At 50.5% G+C, this 15,916-nt stretch carries 12 protein-coding genes; 6 read left to right on the forward strand and 6 right to left on the reverse strand.

What is annotated here, in order from left to right; genetic code table 11:
* The first annotated feature begins 87 nt into the window (after positions 1 to 87).
* A complete protein-coding gene (ubiG, locus tag HMPREF2907_RS01525; protein ID WP_070679302.1) occupies positions 88 to 807 on the forward strand; it encodes a bifunctional 2-polyprenyl-6-hydroxyphenol methylase/3-demethylubiquinol 3-O-methyltransferase UbiG in 720 nt (239 codons plus the stop codon).
* Between the two features lie 94 nt (positions 808 to 901).
* Here ubiG and HMPREF2907_RS01530 read toward each other — a convergent pair whose 3' ends face one another.
* Positions 902 to 1,852: a bile acid:sodium symporter family protein gene (locus HMPREF2907_RS01530; protein WP_003757204.1), complete on the reverse strand. Its 951-nt coding sequence runs from the start codon at positions 1,850 to 1,852 to the stop codon at positions 902 to 904.
* A gap of 409 nt (positions 1,853 to 2,261) precedes the next feature.
* On the opposite strand from HMPREF2907_RS01530, the gene gltS reads away from it, so the two are divergent.
* From gltS to adhE, 3 genes are all read left to right on the forward strand, one after another.
* Positions 2,262 to 3,482: a sodium/glutamate symporter gene (gltS, locus tag HMPREF2907_RS01535; protein WP_070679305.1), complete on the forward strand. Its 1,221-nt coding sequence runs from the start codon at positions 2,262 to 2,264 to the stop codon at positions 3,480 to 3,482.
* A 124-nt stretch (positions 3,483 to 3,606) separates the two neighbouring features.
* Positions 3,607 to 4,614, forward strand: a complete 1,008-nt coding sequence (locus HMPREF2907_RS01540) for a lysozyme inhibitor LprI family protein (protein WP_070679308.1) — start codon at positions 3,607 to 3,609, stop codon at positions 4,612 to 4,614.
* Positions 4,615 to 5,004: 390 nt separating this feature from the next.
* Positions 5,005 to 7,620 carry a bifunctional acetaldehyde-CoA/alcohol dehydrogenase gene (gene adhE / locus HMPREF2907_RS01545; protein ID WP_070679312.1) on the forward strand — a complete coding sequence of 872 codons (2,616 nt, stop codon included), beginning with the start codon at positions 5,005 to 5,007 and terminating at the stop codon, positions 7,618 to 7,620.
* A gap of 329 nt (positions 7,621 to 7,949) precedes the next feature.
* Here adhE and HMPREF2907_RS01550 read toward each other — a convergent pair whose 3' ends face one another.
* The 5 genes from HMPREF2907_RS01550 to leuS form a co-directional block, all read right to left on the reverse strand.
* Entirely contained in the window at positions 7,950 to 8,861 is a 912-nt protein-coding gene (locus HMPREF2907_RS01550; RefSeq protein ID WP_070679315.1) for a helix-turn-helix transcriptional regulator, read from the reverse strand.
* Between the two features lie 148 nt (positions 8,862 to 9,009).
* The gene (locus tag HMPREF2907_RS01555) at positions 9,010 to 9,564 is read right to left on the reverse strand and encodes a hypothetical protein (protein ID WP_009313076.1); all 555 of its coding nucleotides are present in this window, start codon (positions 9,562 to 9,564) and stop codon (positions 9,010 to 9,012) included.
* On the reverse strand, positions 9,561 to 10,370 hold the full coding sequence (locus tag HMPREF2907_RS01560; RefSeq protein ID WP_070679318.1) for a DNA-methyltransferase: 810 nt from the start codon (positions 10,368 to 10,370) through the stop codon (positions 9,561 to 9,563). The genes HMPREF2907_RS01555 and HMPREF2907_RS01560 overlap by 4 nt, the downstream gene beginning before the upstream one ends.
* Positions 10,363 to 11,175: a DNA adenine methylase gene (locus HMPREF2907_RS01565; protein WP_049224818.1), complete on the reverse strand. Its 813-nt coding sequence runs from the start codon at positions 11,173 to 11,175 to the stop codon at positions 10,363 to 10,365. Before HMPREF2907_RS01565 ends, HMPREF2907_RS01560 begins: the two co-directional genes overlap by 8 nt.
* Before the next feature lie 178 nt (positions 11,176 to 11,353).
* Positions 11,354 to 13,984, reverse strand: coding sequence for a leucine--tRNA ligase (leuS, locus tag HMPREF2907_RS01570; protein ID WP_070679321.1), 2,631 nt, complete (start codon positions 13,982 to 13,984; stop codon positions 11,354 to 11,356).
* Positions 13,985 to 14,174: 190 nt separating this feature from the next.
* Between leuS and HMPREF2907_RS11490 the strand changes: the two genes are divergently transcribed.
* Both HMPREF2907_RS11490 and dnaJ read left to right on the forward strand, forming a co-directional pair.
* Positions 14,175 to 14,510 carry a hypothetical protein gene (locus HMPREF2907_RS11490; RefSeq protein ID WP_083310641.1) on the forward strand — a complete coding sequence of 112 codons (336 nt, stop codon included), beginning with the start codon at positions 14,175 to 14,177 and terminating at the stop codon, positions 14,508 to 14,510.
* A gap of 149 nt (positions 14,511 to 14,659) precedes the next feature.
* Positions 14,660 to 15,796 (forward strand): molecular chaperone DnaJ, encoded by a 1,137-nt coding sequence (gene dnaJ, locus HMPREF2907_RS01575; protein ID WP_003769239.1) that lies wholly within the window; start codon positions 14,660 to 14,662, stop codon positions 15,794 to 15,796.
* Positions 15,797 to 15,916 lie beyond the last annotated feature (120 nt).

Consider the following 15,916-nt stretch of genomic DNA (forward strand, 5'->3'; position numbering starts at 1 on the left):
GCTGGCGACAGTTTGTGTCTGTTCCATCCTGCCGCTTTGCTATAAAATCGAAACCCTCTTCAACCCGAAATCCAAATCAGGAAAATCATGATGGAAGCAGCCGGACAACACAACGTCGATGCGGACGAAATCGCTAAATTCAGCCAAATTGCGGATAAATGGTGGGATAAAAACGGCGAGTTCAAACCTTTGCACGACATCAATCCGCTGCGCTTGGGCTATATCGACTCGTTCGCGCAGTTGGCGGGCAAGCGTGTTTTGGATGTCGGCTGCGGCGGTGGGATTTTGTCGGAAAGCATGGCAAAACGCGGCGCGGCGCACGTTACCGGTATCGATATGGCGGAAAAGTCGTTGCAAACCGCCCAAGCCCATGCCGCTGCCGAAGGTGTGGACAATATAGATTACCGCTGCATCCGCGTCGAAGACCTTGCCGCCGAACAGCCGCACAGCTTCGATGTTGTAACCTGTATGGAAATGATGGAACACGTTCCCGACCCCGCCGCCATCGTCAAAGCCTGTTCGGAGCTGGTGAAGCCTGACGGTATGGTGTTTTTCTCCACCATCAACCGCAACCCTAAGTCTTATCTTCATCTGATTGTCGGCGCGGAATATGTGTTGAACTTGGTTCCCAAAGGAACGCACGATTGGCAAAAATTCATCACGCCCGCCGAGCTGGCGCGGATGTGCAGACAGGCAGGGTTGGATGTCATCGATACCAAGGGCATGACCTACAATCTTTTAACCCGCCGCTATTCTTTATGCGATTCGACAGAAGTGAATTATATGATTGCCTGCCGCCCGGTTTAAAGTTGTTTGTCGGAATATGATAAAAGGTCGTCTGAAAAATGTTTTTCAGACGACCTTTTGATTATTTAACGAAGGTTGAACTGACTACCACAGCTTATTGCTTACGTTTATCCCACCAAGCGAATAAGTTGCCTAAAACGGTTCCCGATACGGAGTGCCAGACGCAGGCGACGGCGGTGGCGACGGCGGATTCGGCGTTACCCGGGAAGAATTTGGCGCTCAGACCCGTGGCGAGACCGGCGTTTTGTACGCCGACTTCGATAGCGATGGTACGTTTTTTGGCGGTATTCATACCGGTCAGTGCGCCGCTGTAATAGCCGAGGATGTAGCCGCCGATATTGTGTGCGGCAATGGCGAGCACCATAACGAGGGCGGATTCGGCAAAGCGGTGGCCGTGGACGGCGGCAACACCGCCGACAATGCAGGCAAAGGCGGCAACGGCAACGGCGGGCATAATGGCGCGGACATCTTCAAACCAGTGTTTTTTGTGTAGCAACATATTGGCGGCAGAGCCGATAACGACGGGCAACAGGGTAACGAGCAACATAAACTTGAACATGCCCCAGCCATCCATTTCGACGGTTTGTCCCACGAGGTAAGTCATCCACAGCGGCGTCATAACGGGAGCGAGGACGGTAGAGACGGTGGTCATGCCGACTGAGAAGGCAACATCGCCTTTGGCAAGGAAACTCATGATGTTGGACGAAACCCCGCCCGGGCAAGTACCGACCAAAACCAGACCCAGCGTCAATCCGGGCGAAAGGTTGAAGGCTTTGGCGATACCGATGGCGAGCAGCGGCATAATGGTGTATTGGGCGACTGCGCCGATGAAAATATCGAGCGGGCGTTTAGCCAAAATTTGATAGTCTTCTTTGCCTAGAGTCATGCCCATGCCGAGCATAATGATGCCGAGTACGACGACTTGCGTGTCGCCTTTCACCCATGAAAAGGTAGCGGGTTCGATAAAGGCGACGATAGAGGCAAGGACGATAATCAGTGCGGTGAATCGGGTCATTTGCCGGCTGACGGCGGTCAGAAAGTTCATAGTTTGCTCCTTTGTAGGTTGTTATGTATGACAGCGATTGCCGTAATTTAACGGATATTAACTTTTCTGTATCATCCTGGCAATGATGGACAGACGTGTGCCAAAGGTCGTCTGAACACTAAGAAGGTACTGTTTTTGATAACGACGTTTTTCTAGAAACCGATTTATATATTGTCAACAATGTTTAATTGACACCTATAAACCGTTCACAACCAATCAATAAGTAGTCAAAAGTAATACCATGATTGAAAGAAATAATTCATTTATTTGCTTGGTATTCCGTATAAAAATGCCTGAAATCCTAACTAGTCTTTGACAATCTTTAACCCATCCCCTAATATCCAACAGTTTGATTCCGCACGGCGGATTTAAGAAAAACATTTTTGAGATTTTGAGAGGTAAAACGATTATGGAATGGGAATTTAACAGTTACTACACGTTGATTGCCGCCACATTGGTTTTGTTGATTGGCAGGGTTTTGGTAAACAAAGTCAAATTCCTGCGCGATTTCAACATTCCCGAGCCTGTGGCAGGCGGCTTGATTGCTGCGATTGTCCTGTTTGCACTGCATCAAGCCTACGGCGTGAGCTTCAAATTTGAAAAACCGCTGCAAGATGCATTCATGCTGATTTTCTTCACCTCTATCGGTTTGAGCGCGGATTTCTCCCGCTTGAAAGCAGGCGGTCTGCCGTTGGTGATTTTTACCGCCATCGTAGGGGCGTTTATCATCGTGCAAGATTTCGTCGGTGTCGGCTTGGCAAAAGCTTTGGGACTGGATCCTCTGATCGGTCTGATTACCGGCTCGATTACGCTGACCGGCGGACACGGTACCGCAGGCGCATGGGGTCCGGACTTTGAAAACAAATTCGGCTTGGTTGGTGCTACCGGATTGGGTATGGCTTCGGCAACATTCGGCCTGGTATTCGGCGGCCTGATCGGCGGCCCGGTTGCGCGCCGTCTGATCAACAAAATGGGGCGCAAACCCATCGATCAAAGCGGACAAAAGGCAAATTCAGACGAACATGCCGACGACGTGTTCGAACAAGCGAAGCGCACCCGCCTGATTACCGCCGAATCTGCCGTCGAAACGCTTGCCATGTTTGCAGCGTGTTTGGCATTTGCCGAAATTGTGGACGGCTTCGACAAAGAATATCTGTATGACTTGCCGAAATTCGTATGGTGTCTGTTTGCCGGTGTCGTCATCCGCAACATTCTGACTTCTGCGTTTAAAGTCAATATGTTCGACCGCGCCATCGACGTATTCGGCAATGCCTCCCTGTCGCTTTTCCTTGCAATGGCGCTTTTGAACCTGAAATTGTGGGAACTGACCGGTCTGGCGGGTCCTGTAACCATCATCCTCGCCGTACAAACCGTCGTGATGATTCTGTACGCGACATTCGTGACTTATGTCTTTATGGGACGCGACTACGATGCAGCAGTTTTGGCGGCAGGACACTGCGGCTTCGGCTTGGGCGCAACGCCGACCGCCGTTGCCAATATGCAATCCATCACGCAGACCTTCGGTCCTTCTCACAAAGCCTTCTTGATTGTGCCGATGGTCGGCGCGTTCTTCGTGGACTTGATTAACGCGGCAATCCTTTCCGGTTTTGTAAATGTCATCACCAAATAAGTAAGCATTTATAACGGTTCGTTGAAAAAGCACTTGCAACATTTACTTGCTGCAAGTGCTTTTGTTATGATGGTCGTCTGAAAAGCAGTCCGGTCTGGTCTGCAACCGCATCAAGGAGATATTTATGAACAAAAAACTGCTGGCTTTGCCGCTCGTCCTGATATTGGCCGCGTGCGGCAAGGATGAGCCCAAGCAGGCTTTGGAATGCAATCATCCCGCCGCCATCCAAAGCATCAAAACACAAATCCAAAACATTATCCGCCAGGAAGCGCGCGCATTTGCCCGCAACGACAGCCGCCAATTTGTCGATGCGGACAAAGTCATTGCTGCCGGTTCCGAACTGGAAATCGGCTTAACCAATGCACAGCAAATTGATGAAGACAACAAAACCATGTGCGGTGCGGATTTAAGCATCCGCGTTCCTGCCGATGTCCTTAATGCGGCGGAAACCAATAGTCCTTTGATTTACAGCGAAACGACTTTAGCCGAAATACTGGAACAAAAGCTGACAGGCAGCAATTTGAAATTTGCCGACAATACGCTTTCAACTTCCGTACGTTATACGCCTGATAAAGACGGCAACGCTGTTTTGGAAGACAACACTGTCTCCATGACGGCGCGCACGCTGTCCTCGCTGCTGCTGCCCTACGGTGTCAAAAGTATTGTGATGATTGACGGCAAGGCAGTCAGCAAAGAAGATGCTATGAAGTTGTTAAAAGGCAAACACGATGAGCCGCCTGTCGTTTCTCCGGAAGATATTCTGGAAAACAATGCCGCCAGCCAAGCATCGGGCGTGCCGCAGGCAGCAGGATTGGAAACCGAAATCCTGCATCCTGATATAGAAGCGAAACGCGAAGAGCCGTCCTTCTCGCAAAACGATCTGGACAATGCACGCCGTCAAAACCGTAATGCAGATTCTGAAATCCAAGGGGTATGGGACGGGATGGAGCATACTGTCCAAAAAGAACTGCTCGCCGAGCAGCGTGCTTGGATTCAGAACAAGATTCAAAACTGCCAACAGGCTGCCGCCCAGGCTGACAACCCTGCTCAAGCCGAATATCTCAAGCTCCAATGCGATACCCGCATGACGCGCGAACGTACGCAATACCTGCGCGGCTATTCGATTGACTAGACGGATCTTCCTTCTCGATCATCAAAAGGTCGTCTGAAATCTTGACTTCAAGGTTCCAGACGACCTTTTTCCTTTTTTCTGTATTTGGCTTTGTTTAATTTATTTGTAATTTTGATACAAATTTCGATAAATCTCGTTTTCATGTGAATTACGGCGGATAAAACAATAGCGATATGGCAAAGGGGGAAGACTCGGCAGCCTCTTTTATCAAACTCGTTAAAATGATTTTATTTCAATGTATTAAAAACAGAAAAATCCTGAAAGGGGTCGTCTGAAAACAGCATGCATGGTTTGTGATGTAAGTCAAAGAGAAATGTAACAAAATTACTTATAGTAATCGTAGTGAAAATTTATCGTCTTTATTGCCACCTTATATCAAGGAGATACACCATGAACGCATCAGCCGACAATGTCGTCAGCCCCGCCATCGCCGAGGTCAACAGTTTGGTTGAAAAGGGTTTGCGCTCGTTGGACGAGTTTCGCAAGCTGAATCAGGAGCAGATTGATTATATCGTTGCCAAAGCCTCCATTGCCACGCTGGACAAACATGGTGTACTCGCCATGCATGCGGTCGAAGAAACGGGACGCGGTGTATTTGAAGATAAGGCGACCAAAAACCTGTTTGCCTGCGAAAACGTCGTGCGCCGCCTGCGCGATTTGAAAACCGTGGGCGTCATCAGCGAAGAAGATGTAACCGGCATTACCGAAATCGCCGATCCGGTCGGGGTAGTCTGCGGTATCGTGCCGACCACCAATCCGACTTCCACCACCATTTTCAAATCTCTGATTGCGCTGAAAACCCGCAATCCGATTATTTTCTCGTTCCACCCTTCCGCCCAGCAGTGTTCCGCCCACGCCGCCCAAATCGTGCGCGATGCCGCGATTGCCGCCGGCGCGCCGGAAAACTGCATCCAGTGGATTGAAAAACCGTCTATGGAAGGCACTTCCGCGCTGATGAAGCATCCGGGCGTAGCGACGATTTTGGCGACCGGCGGCAATGCGATGGTGGAAGCCGCTTATTCCTGCGGCAAACCCGCGCTCGGCGTCGGGGCGGGCAACGTGCCTGCCTATGTCGAAAAAACGGCAAACATCCAGCAGGCGGCACACGACATCGTGATGTCCAAAGCGTTCGACAACGGCATGATCTGCGCCAGTGAACAAGCCGTCATCGCCGATAAAGAGATTTATAAAGAGTTGGTCGAAGAGTTCAAATCCTACGGCGTGTACTTCGCCAACAAAAAAGAAAAAGCCATGCTCGAAGACTTCATCTTCGGCGTCACGGCAAACTGCGCCAACTGCGGCGGCGCGAAACTCAATTCCGCCGTTGTGGGCAAACCGGCAGCGTGGATTGCCGAACAGGCCGGGTTTAAAGTCCCCGAAAAAACCAACATCATCATCGCCGAATGCCGCGAAGTCGGCCCCAACGAGCCGCTGACCCGCGAAAAACTCTCGCCCGTACTGGCAATGCTCAAAGCGGATTCCACCGAACAAGGTTTGCAGTTTGCCGAACAAATGGTCGCCTTCGACGGCTTGGGACACTCCGCCGCCATCCATACCGCCGACCACGAATTGGCAAAAACTTTCGGTACCCGCGTCAAAGCCCTGCGCGTGATTTGGAACTCGCCCTCCACCTTCGGCGGCATCGGCGACGTTTACAACGCCTTCCTGCCGTCCCTGACCTTGGGCTGCGGCTCTTACGGCAAAAACTCCGTCGGCGGCAACGTCAGCGCAGTCAACCTGTTAAACATCAAAAAAGTAGGCCGTCGGAGAAACAACATGCAATGGTTCAAAGTACCCGCCAAAATCTATTTCGAGCGCGATTCCATCCAATACCTGCAAGACATGAAAGACTGCGAAAAAGTCATGATTGTGACCGACCGTTCGATGGTCGATTTGGGCTTCGTCGATAAAGTGACCCACCAGCTCCACCAACGCAAAAACAAAGTAACCATCCAGCTTTTCACCGACGTCGAAGCCGATCCGAGCGTCCAAACCGTCTATAAAGGTACCGATTTGATGCGCAGCTTCCAGCCCGACACCATCATCGCGCTGGGCGGCGGCTCGCCGATGGACGCGGCAAAAGCTATGTGGCTCTTCTACGAACAGCCCCAAGTCGACTTTGAAGACCTCGTCCAAAAATTCATGGACATCCGCAAACGCGCCTTCCGCTTCCCCGAGTTGGGCCGAAAAGCCAAATTCATCGGCATCCCCACCACATCGGGCACCGGCTCCGAAGTTACGCCGTTTACCGTCATCAGCGACGGCGACAAAAAATACCCCATCGCCGACTACTCGCTGACCCCGACCATTGCCATCGTCGATCCCGCGTTTACCATGACCGTCCCCGCCGGCGTAACCGCCGACACCGGTCTGGACGTACTGACCCACGCCGTAGAAGCATACGTTTCCGTACTCGCCAACGACTTTACCGACGGCCTCGCCCTGCAAGCCATCAAGCTCGTGTTCCAATACCTCGAACGCTCCTACAAACACGGCGCGTCCGACCCCGAAGCGCGCGAACACATGCACAACGCTTCCACCATCGCAGGCATGGCGTTCTCCAACGCATTCCTCGGCATCAACCACTCGATGGCGCACAAAATCGGCGGCAAATACCACGTTCCGCACGGCCGCGCCAATGCCATCCTGCTGCCGCACGTTATCCGCTACAACGGCACGCGCCCGCAGAAAACCGCCACCTGGCCGAAGTACAACTACTACAAAGCCGACCTGAAATATCAGGAAATCGCCCGTACCTTAGGCCTACCGTGCGCCACCCCTGCCGAAGGCGTAGAATCCTTCGCCCGCGCCTGTCATGAACTGGCGGTCAACGTCGGCATCAAAATGTCGTTCAAAGAACAAGGCATAGACGAAAAAACCTTCATCGACGGCCGCAAAGAACTGGCAATGCTGTCCTTCGAAGACCAATGCACCCCCGCCAACCCGCGTCTCGCATTGGTCGCCGACATGGAAGAAATCCTGACCAAAGCCTATTACGGCGAATAAGGTTCGCGAAACACAATAAGGCGTAAGAAAAAGGTTGTCTGAAAACCGCATTTCGGGTTTTCAGACAACCTTTGTTTTTATGTAGTCCCCCGCTTATGAATGCTTCACTTATTTTTAGCAGCCGTAGCGTGGGCTTTGCCTACGGAACACATAAGGCGGAATAGTCTCGGCAAGATTTTGTATTTCGCGGGCATAGCCCACGCTACGATTTGCAGCATCTCAAATCCTTCCACTCCAACCGCCGTCAAACATCTAACAGGTTTATGTGAACAAAGGTCGTCTGAAAATCTGAAACATGGTTTTCAGACGACCTCTCACTATTTACCCTATCACTCGCCGCGTTTTCTCAACTCCGCCGGCGTGCAGCCGAAATATTCGCGAAATGCCTTGGTAAAGCTTGAAACATGGGCGTAGCCGCAACGGTAGGCTGTTTCTCCTATGCTGACGCTGTCCGTACCCAAAGCATACAGCGCATATTGCATATGCTTGTGCCGCAGCCACTCGCTCGCCGTCGTACCGAACGATTCTTTCAGGCGGCGTTGCAGCGTCCGCTCGCTGATATACAGCGCGTCGGCAAGTGCAGATACTTGGTGCGCGCCCGCATCGAATGCCTGGTTGAGCAGACGGATGAAACTTTCTGAAGGATGAGGCGGTTCGGCGGCGGTTTCGGTATAGGGATAGCGGTTGAGAAAATCCGTCCATAGTCCAGCCAAAAGTTGCAACACGTCCGCTTCACGCTGTAAGTCGTCCGCCAATCCGCCTTGCTCCGCCCCCTTCAAGCTGCTTAAAGCAAGGCGGCGCAAACTGCCATCCAGCGGCCAATGTCTGACTTTTTCCCGATAAACCGCCTGCAGCAAACCCGCATATTGCGGGCGAGCCAGCCAGCGGTCTATCCCCTTGAGCGTCAGTTTCGCCGTATGCCCGCCTTCATACAAATAACGGCTGAACAAGATTTCCTCGTCGCACGCAATCAATAGGACATGTCCGCCTTCAGCCTCAATACGGTAACGTTCGCGATTGATGCCGAAATCCAAACTGCCTTCGAGCAGCAGGACAAACGCGATGTAAGGCTCCGACAGGCGCGTGCTTTGAAACGTTTTGCGCGCGGTCAGGCTGCCGCCATGCAGGGAAATGCCGCTGCACAAGGTTTCAAAACGGTAGCTGCCGTCCAAATAGTCGCCCCCTTCGCCCTGTTGAACCATGTTGACGAGCTGTTGGCTATTAAGACAGGATGTTTCCATAAGCTGTGTGGCGGAATCCGCGTATTTTGAACAAAAGGTCGAGCTACTTTATCACAATGGCAGAAAGACGGAAAACGGCGGGGATTGGTGAAGGTCGTCTGAATTGATATTCAGAGGACCTTGAACGGCTGTGTTTTAAATATGGTATTTATTCATTAATTTCACCGTCAGGTAGTCCAAACCACCTTAAGGGAATCGTGTTAAATTGGTAATGACAGTTAACACAGATAATATAATCTAAAACATCTTTATATTCTGGCTTTGTAAACCAATCATTCAAAACATAGACATATTCAACCCGCCAACCTAAAGAGTGAACCAATTTTGTATATTGTTTTCTCTTAAAGTCGCAAGTTTGTAATTTCTCATCTACGGAACCAGGGGTTTGTTGAAATTTGATTTCAATGATAAATAAGGTATCACGGATGATGATAAATAACCCATTGTCGGGCAGTAATCTTTTAGACAGATGGTCTTTCCAATTAATATTGTATTCCGGTCTTTCCAAAAATCGGTAAAACTCATATTTTTTGAAACAATAAGCCTTCAATTCTCCATTAAACCAAACTTCATAACCAGCATTATCATCTGTTTTTCTTAAGTCGTACCCGGGAATTTCTTCAAACAGCTGTCGTAAGTCTGTGCGTTCTTCGAATCTGAGTCCTGTTTGTGTTTTTGCACCGCCGATTCCACCAATAATCATTTTTCTAACCTTTTCTTTGCTAATTCAAAAAAATCTTCTTCTAGTTCGCAACCGCAAAATTTCCGACCATGTTTTAAGGCGGCGACTCCTGTTGTGCCACTGCCCATGAAAGGGTCAAAAATTAAATCTCCAATGTTTGAAGCTGACAGTATGCAGCGTTCAAGCAAGGCGAGTGGTTTTTGTGTCGGATGTTTGCCGAATGTTTTTTCGGCTTTATTTGGAGGAGGGAATGTCCAAACACATTTCATCTGTTTGCCATCGTTTTGTGTTTTCATGGTTTCATAATGAAACGTGTGTTTGGCTTTTTTATTTTTCTTTGCCCATAAGATTGTTTCTGTTGAATGGGTAAAGAAACGACAGGACAAATTAGGGGGAGGATTGGGTTTTTCCCAAGTAATATTGTTCAAAATATGGTAGCCGATGGTTTGCATCAGGTAGCCGATTAAATAGATATTATGGAATGTGCCGCAAACCCAAATTGTGCCGTTTGGTTTTAATAAGGCGTAACACAGTCGGAGCCATTCTTCGTAGAATTCCAAATCTGCCGTCATTCCTTTGGATTTATCCCAGTTGCCCTTATTGACGGAAACCATTTGTCCGTTTTGACAACTGAAGCCGTTATTGGAAAGAAAATAAGGTGGGTCTGCGAAAATCATATCAAAACAGCCGTTTGGATGTTTTTCCAATATCTTCCGCATGACGTTAAGGGAATTTTCGTTGTAGAGGACAAGGTCGTCTGAAACGATTTTTTTCAACCGGTTTTGATAAATGGCGGCTTCTTCAGCCAGTTTGTCGAAATCACTCATAAATTGCCAGCAATTCTCCAACCTTCTTACGGCTGCTGCCCTTTGCAGCGATATTGCGTTGTACTTCAACTGTTTTCAGAATGGCAGAAGAATAAATATCCCTTGTGAATTCAGTATCATGATTTGAAATCAAAACACCTTGAGAGTTAGGTGCAATTTGTTGGGCTGACTGGGAAAGGCGGATTTGATCGTCTAAATTGAAACCTTCTTTGGCATAAGTGGTAAATGAAGCGGTTGGGCTTAAAGGCGCATAAGGAGGATCACAATAAACAGTATCCGTATTGTCTGCTAGAGATAGGGTCGTCTGAAAATCTCCGCACATTAATTCAACTCTGTCAGATTTTTGAATGAAACCTTCCATTTCTTGTTGGGGAAAGTAGGGCGATTTGTAGCGTCCGAACGGCACATTGAATGCCCCTTTGCTGTTGTAACGGCATAAACCGTTAAAAGCATGGCGGTTCAAATAAATAAATAGTGCTGAGCGTTCGTGTAGGTTTTGGCTGAAGTTGAATTGTTCCCGCAATTCATAAAATTTTGAATCGCTATTATTTTCGGAAGTAAAGAAAGAGCGGACATAGTCGATGAATCCGGATTTTTCTTCTTTTAGGATACGGAATAAGCCGATTACGTCAGCGTTAATATCATTGAGCAGATAATGTTCGAAATCCAATGCAAGAGACAAAGCGGCAGAACCGCAAAAGGGTTCAATTAGACGTTTTCGTGCAGAAGAAGGGAGGTTGTGTTCGATAAAGGGGACAAGTTTATGTTTGCCACCTGCCCATTTTAGGAAGGGTTTTGAAGCCATTAGGATGCAGAGTATAAGCGTGGTTGATTGGCTTGGAATTGTGCCAAAACATCGTGAGGAATACAATGGATTGTTAGACTTATCAACCCAATCTACCTTAAAAAGGTCGTCTGAAAACCCTGTTTCCAAGTTTTCAGACGACCTTATCTTAATTACAGCAATCAATGCCGAATCGGCTTTACACCACGATATTCACCAGTCTGCCCGGTACGACGATGATTTTCTTGGCAGGCTTGCCTTCCATGAATTTCACCGCGCCTTCGGTGGCGAGTGCGGTGGCTTCGAGGTCGGCTTTGGAGGCGTCGGCGGCGACGGTGATTTTGCCGCGCAGTTTGCCGTTGACTTGAACCATGACTTCGATTTCAGATTTGACCAAGGCGGCTTCGTCGACTGTCGGCCAGCCTGCTTCCCACAGTTTCGCGCCGTTCAATTCGCTCCACAGGGTTTCGCAGATGTGCGGCACGATGGGCCACAGCAGGCGTACGGCGGTTTCCAATACTTCTTGGGCGACGGCGCGGCCTTGTTCGCTGCCGGTGTCGGTTTTGTCGTATTGGTTGAGCAGTTCCATCACGGCGGCGATGGCGGTGTTGAACTGCTGGCGGCGGCCGTAGTCGTCGCTGACTTTGGCGGTGGTGGCGTGCAGTTTGTGGCGCAGGTCTTTGATTTCTTTAGACAAACCGTCTTGGCTGCCTGCAAACGCTTTGACCGCGCCGCCTTGTTTCAGGTGTTCGTAAACGGTGCGCCACAGACGACGCAGGAAGCGGTGTGCGCCTTCGACACCGCTGTCGCTCCATTCGAGGGACTGTTCGGGCGGTGCGGCGAACATCATAAACAGACGGGCGGTGTCCGCGCCGTAGGCGTTAATCAGTTCTTGCGGATCGACGCCGTTGTTTTTGGACTTGGACATTTTTTCCGTGCCGCTGATGACGACGGGCAGTCCGTCGGCTTTGAGGACGGCGGAAACGGGGCGGCCTTTGTCGTCGAAAGTCAATTCGACATCGGCAGGGTTGATCCAGTCTTTGCTGCCGTTGGCGTTTTCGCGGTAGTAGGTTTCGCAGACGACCATGCCTTGCGTGAGCAGGCGTTCAAACGGTTCGTCCACGCTGACCAAGCCTTCGTCGCGCATCAGTTTGGTGAAGAAGCGCGCGTACAAGAGGTGCAGAATCGCGTGTTCGATACCGCCGATGTATTGGTCGACCGCGCCCCAGTATTTCGCGGCTTCGGTCGATACCATGCCTTCTGCGAACTTGGGCGACATGTAGCGGAAGAAATACCAGCTCGATTCCATGAAGGTGTCCATGGTGTCGGTTTCGCGTTTTGCCGCGCCGCCGCATGATGGGCAGGTGGTTTCGTAAAATTCGGGCATTTTTGCCAAAGGCGAACCCATGCCGTCAGGTACGACGTTTTCAGGCAGGACGACGGGCAGTTGGTCGGCAGGGACGGGGACGTCGCCGCATTTTTCGCAATGGACGATGGGAATCGGGCAGCCCCAGTAGCGTTGGCGCGAAATGCCCCAGTCGCGCAGGCGGTATTGGGTTTTCGGTTCGCCCGCGTCTTGGCTTTGCAGTTTGGCGGCGATGGCGTCGAAGGCCGTCTGAAAATTCATGCCATCCAAGTCGCCACTGTTGACCAATACGCCGTTTTCTTTGTCGCCGTACCATTCTTGCCATTGGTTTGCGTCAAATACGTTGTCGCCGACGGCAATGACTTGTTTTTTCAGCAGATTGTATTTGGTGGCGAACTCGAAATCGCGTTCGTCGTGCGCCGGAACCGCCATCACCGCGCCGTCGCCGTAGCCCCACAATACATAGTTGGCAATCCACACTTCCAGCTTGTCGCCGTTAAGCGGATTAACCACATAGCGGCCGGTCGGCACGCCTTTTTTCTCCATCGTCGCCATATCGGCTTCGGCAACCGAGCCGGCTTTGCATTCGGCGATAAACTCTTGCAATTCGGGTTTGTCGGCGGCTGCGGCGGTTGCCAGCGGATGCTCGGCGGCAACGGCGACATAAGTCGCGCCCATCAACGTGTCGGGACGGGTGGTATAAACTTGCAGGAATTTCGCGTAATCGCCTTCCAAGCCTTGCTTGCTGTCGTCTGAAACGGCAAAGCGCACGGTCATACCGCGTGATTTGCCGATCCAGTTGCGCTGCATGGTTTTGACTTGTTCCGGCCAGTGTTCCAGCTTGTCCAAGTCGTTGAGCAGCTCTTCGGCGTAATCCGTGATTTTGAAGTAATACATCGGGATTTCGCGTTTTTCGATCAACGCGCCCGAACGCCAGCCGCGTCCGTCGATGACTTGCTCGTTGGCAAGGACGGTTTGGTCGACGGGGTCCCAGTTTACCGTGCCGTTTTTGCGATAGACGATGCCTTTTTCAAACAGCTTGGTAAACAGCCATTGTTCCCAGCGGTAGTATTCGGGTTTGCAGGTGGCGACTTCGCGCTCCCAGTCAATCGCAAAACCCAGGCTTTTGAGCTGGGTTTTCATGTATTCGATGTTGCTGTAGGTCCAAGCGGCGGGGGCGACGTTGTTTTTCATCGCTGCGTTTTCCGCAGGCATACCGAACGCGTCCCAACCCATAGGCTGCATGACGTTGAAGCCGTTTAAGAGTTTGAAGCGGCTCAATACGTCGCCGATGGTGTAGTTGCGCACATGCCCCATGTGCAGCTTGCCGCTGGGGTAGGGGAACATGGAAAGGCAGTAGTATTTGGGTTTGGAAGCATCTTCGGAGACGTTGAAAATACGGGCGTCGTCCCATTTTTTCTGCGCCGCAGGCTCGATGGCGGCGGGCTGGTAATGTTCTTGCATGATGGTCTTAGACTTAAATAACAATGAGAAAGAATAATAAAAGCGCAATTATATAATAGGCAGGCTGGTTTTGATATGAATACCAACCAGTTCCAAATTTCTACCCTTCTTCCAAAAAATATTGACTTTATTTTATTTCTTTTTACAATTTCTCTTCGGATTATAACTTTGGCATTAAAGGAGATTTTGTATGAAATACACATTAGGGTTGTTGATGGCATTGGCTTTGTCAGCTTGCGGGGTGGTCGGTAATAAGACCATTTCTGACAATTCGTTAAAAAATAAAGCCGCATTTGCATTAAATGTTCCTGTTGAAAGCATCAGTATTTCAAATCGCCATGGAGATATCGATTCAGTCAAATTCGTAGCAACAACAGGCGGTAAATCGTATTCTTGCTATGTAACCACCGTCATGGGAGCGGTTTCATCTGATGCCTTATGTTCCGGTTCAAATGTTCACGGCGGCAAAGGAAGTCGGGGCGGGTCAAGTTGTAACGCATTATTAAAAGCAGCCGGCCGCTGCTGATAATTGCTGCAAATCAAGCAAAAGGTCGTCTGAAACTATTTCAGACGACCTTTTTTATAAATCATATCTTGCTCTTTTACTCTTGAGTTTTCCTCACTCCACCCATATATCCAGCCTAGTTTTTACACATATCAACAACCATTACTATCATGAGCAACCAAGATTTTTATGCAACACTCGGCGTGGCGCGCGGTGCGAGCGACGACGAAATCAAAAAAGCCTACCGCAAGCTGGCGATGAAATACCATCCCGACCGCAATCCCGGCGACAAAGAAGCGGAAGAAAAATTTAAAGAAGTTCAAAAAGCCTACGACACCTTGTCCGACAAAGAAAAACGCGCCATGTATGACCAATACGGCCATGCCGCGTTTGAGCAGGGCATGGGCGGCGGCGCAGGCGGATTCGGCGGTTTTGGTGGGTTCGGCGGCGCGCAGGGCTTCGACTTTTCCGACATCTTCAGCCAAATGTTCGGCGGAGGCGGGGGCGGCGGCCGTCAGCCAAACTATCAAGGCGCGGATTTGCAGGTCGGCGTGGAAATCACGTTGGAAGATGCCGCCAAAGGTATCAAAAAACGCATCAACATCCCGACCTACGAAGAATGCGATGTCTGCCACGGCAGCGGCGCAAAACCCGGTACGTCCGCATCGACTTGTTCAACCTGTCACGGTTCCGGTACGGTACACGTCCGCCAAGCTATTTTCCAAATGCAGCAGACCTGTCCGACCTGCCACGGCACAGGCAAGGAAATCAAAGACCCGTGCGTCAAATGCCGTGGCGAAGGCCGCACCAAAACCAGCAAAACCGTTGAAGTCAACATCCCCGCCGGCATCGACGACGGTCAACGCATCCGCTTGAGCGGCGAAGGCGAACCTGGTACGCACGGCGCGCCCGCAGGCGATTTGTACGTCAACGTCCGCGTCAAAGAACACAAAATATTCGAACGCAACGGCTTGGATTTGCATTGCGAGCTGCCCATCAGTTTCGCCGTCGCAGCCCTGGGCGGCGAAGTCGAAGTTCCGACCTTGGACGGCAAAGTCAAACTGAACATCCCGAAAGAAACGCAAACCGGCCGCCGTATGCGCGTCAAAGGCAAAGGCATCAAATCCCTGCGCTCCAGCGCGACGGGCGATTTGTACTGCCACGTTGTGGTGGAAACGCCGGTCAACCTGACCGACCGCCAGAAAGAGTTGCTGGAAGAGTTCGAGAAAATCTCCACCGGTCTCGACCGCAGCCAAACCCCGCGCAAAAAATCGTTTTGGGACAAAGTGGGCGAACTGTTTGACTGATTCGGGTTTGAAAACAGTAAAAGGTCGTCTGAAAGCTGATATCGTCGGCTTTCAGACGACCTTTCTTCACCCTGTTTAAAAGAAAGCTGCAGATATAGTGGATTAACTTTAAACCGGTAC

The organism is Neisseria sp. HMSC055H02, from assembly GCF_001813335.1.
Classification (GTDB): Bacteria; Pseudomonadota; Gammaproteobacteria; order Burkholderiales; family Neisseriaceae; genus Neisseria; species Neisseria sicca_C.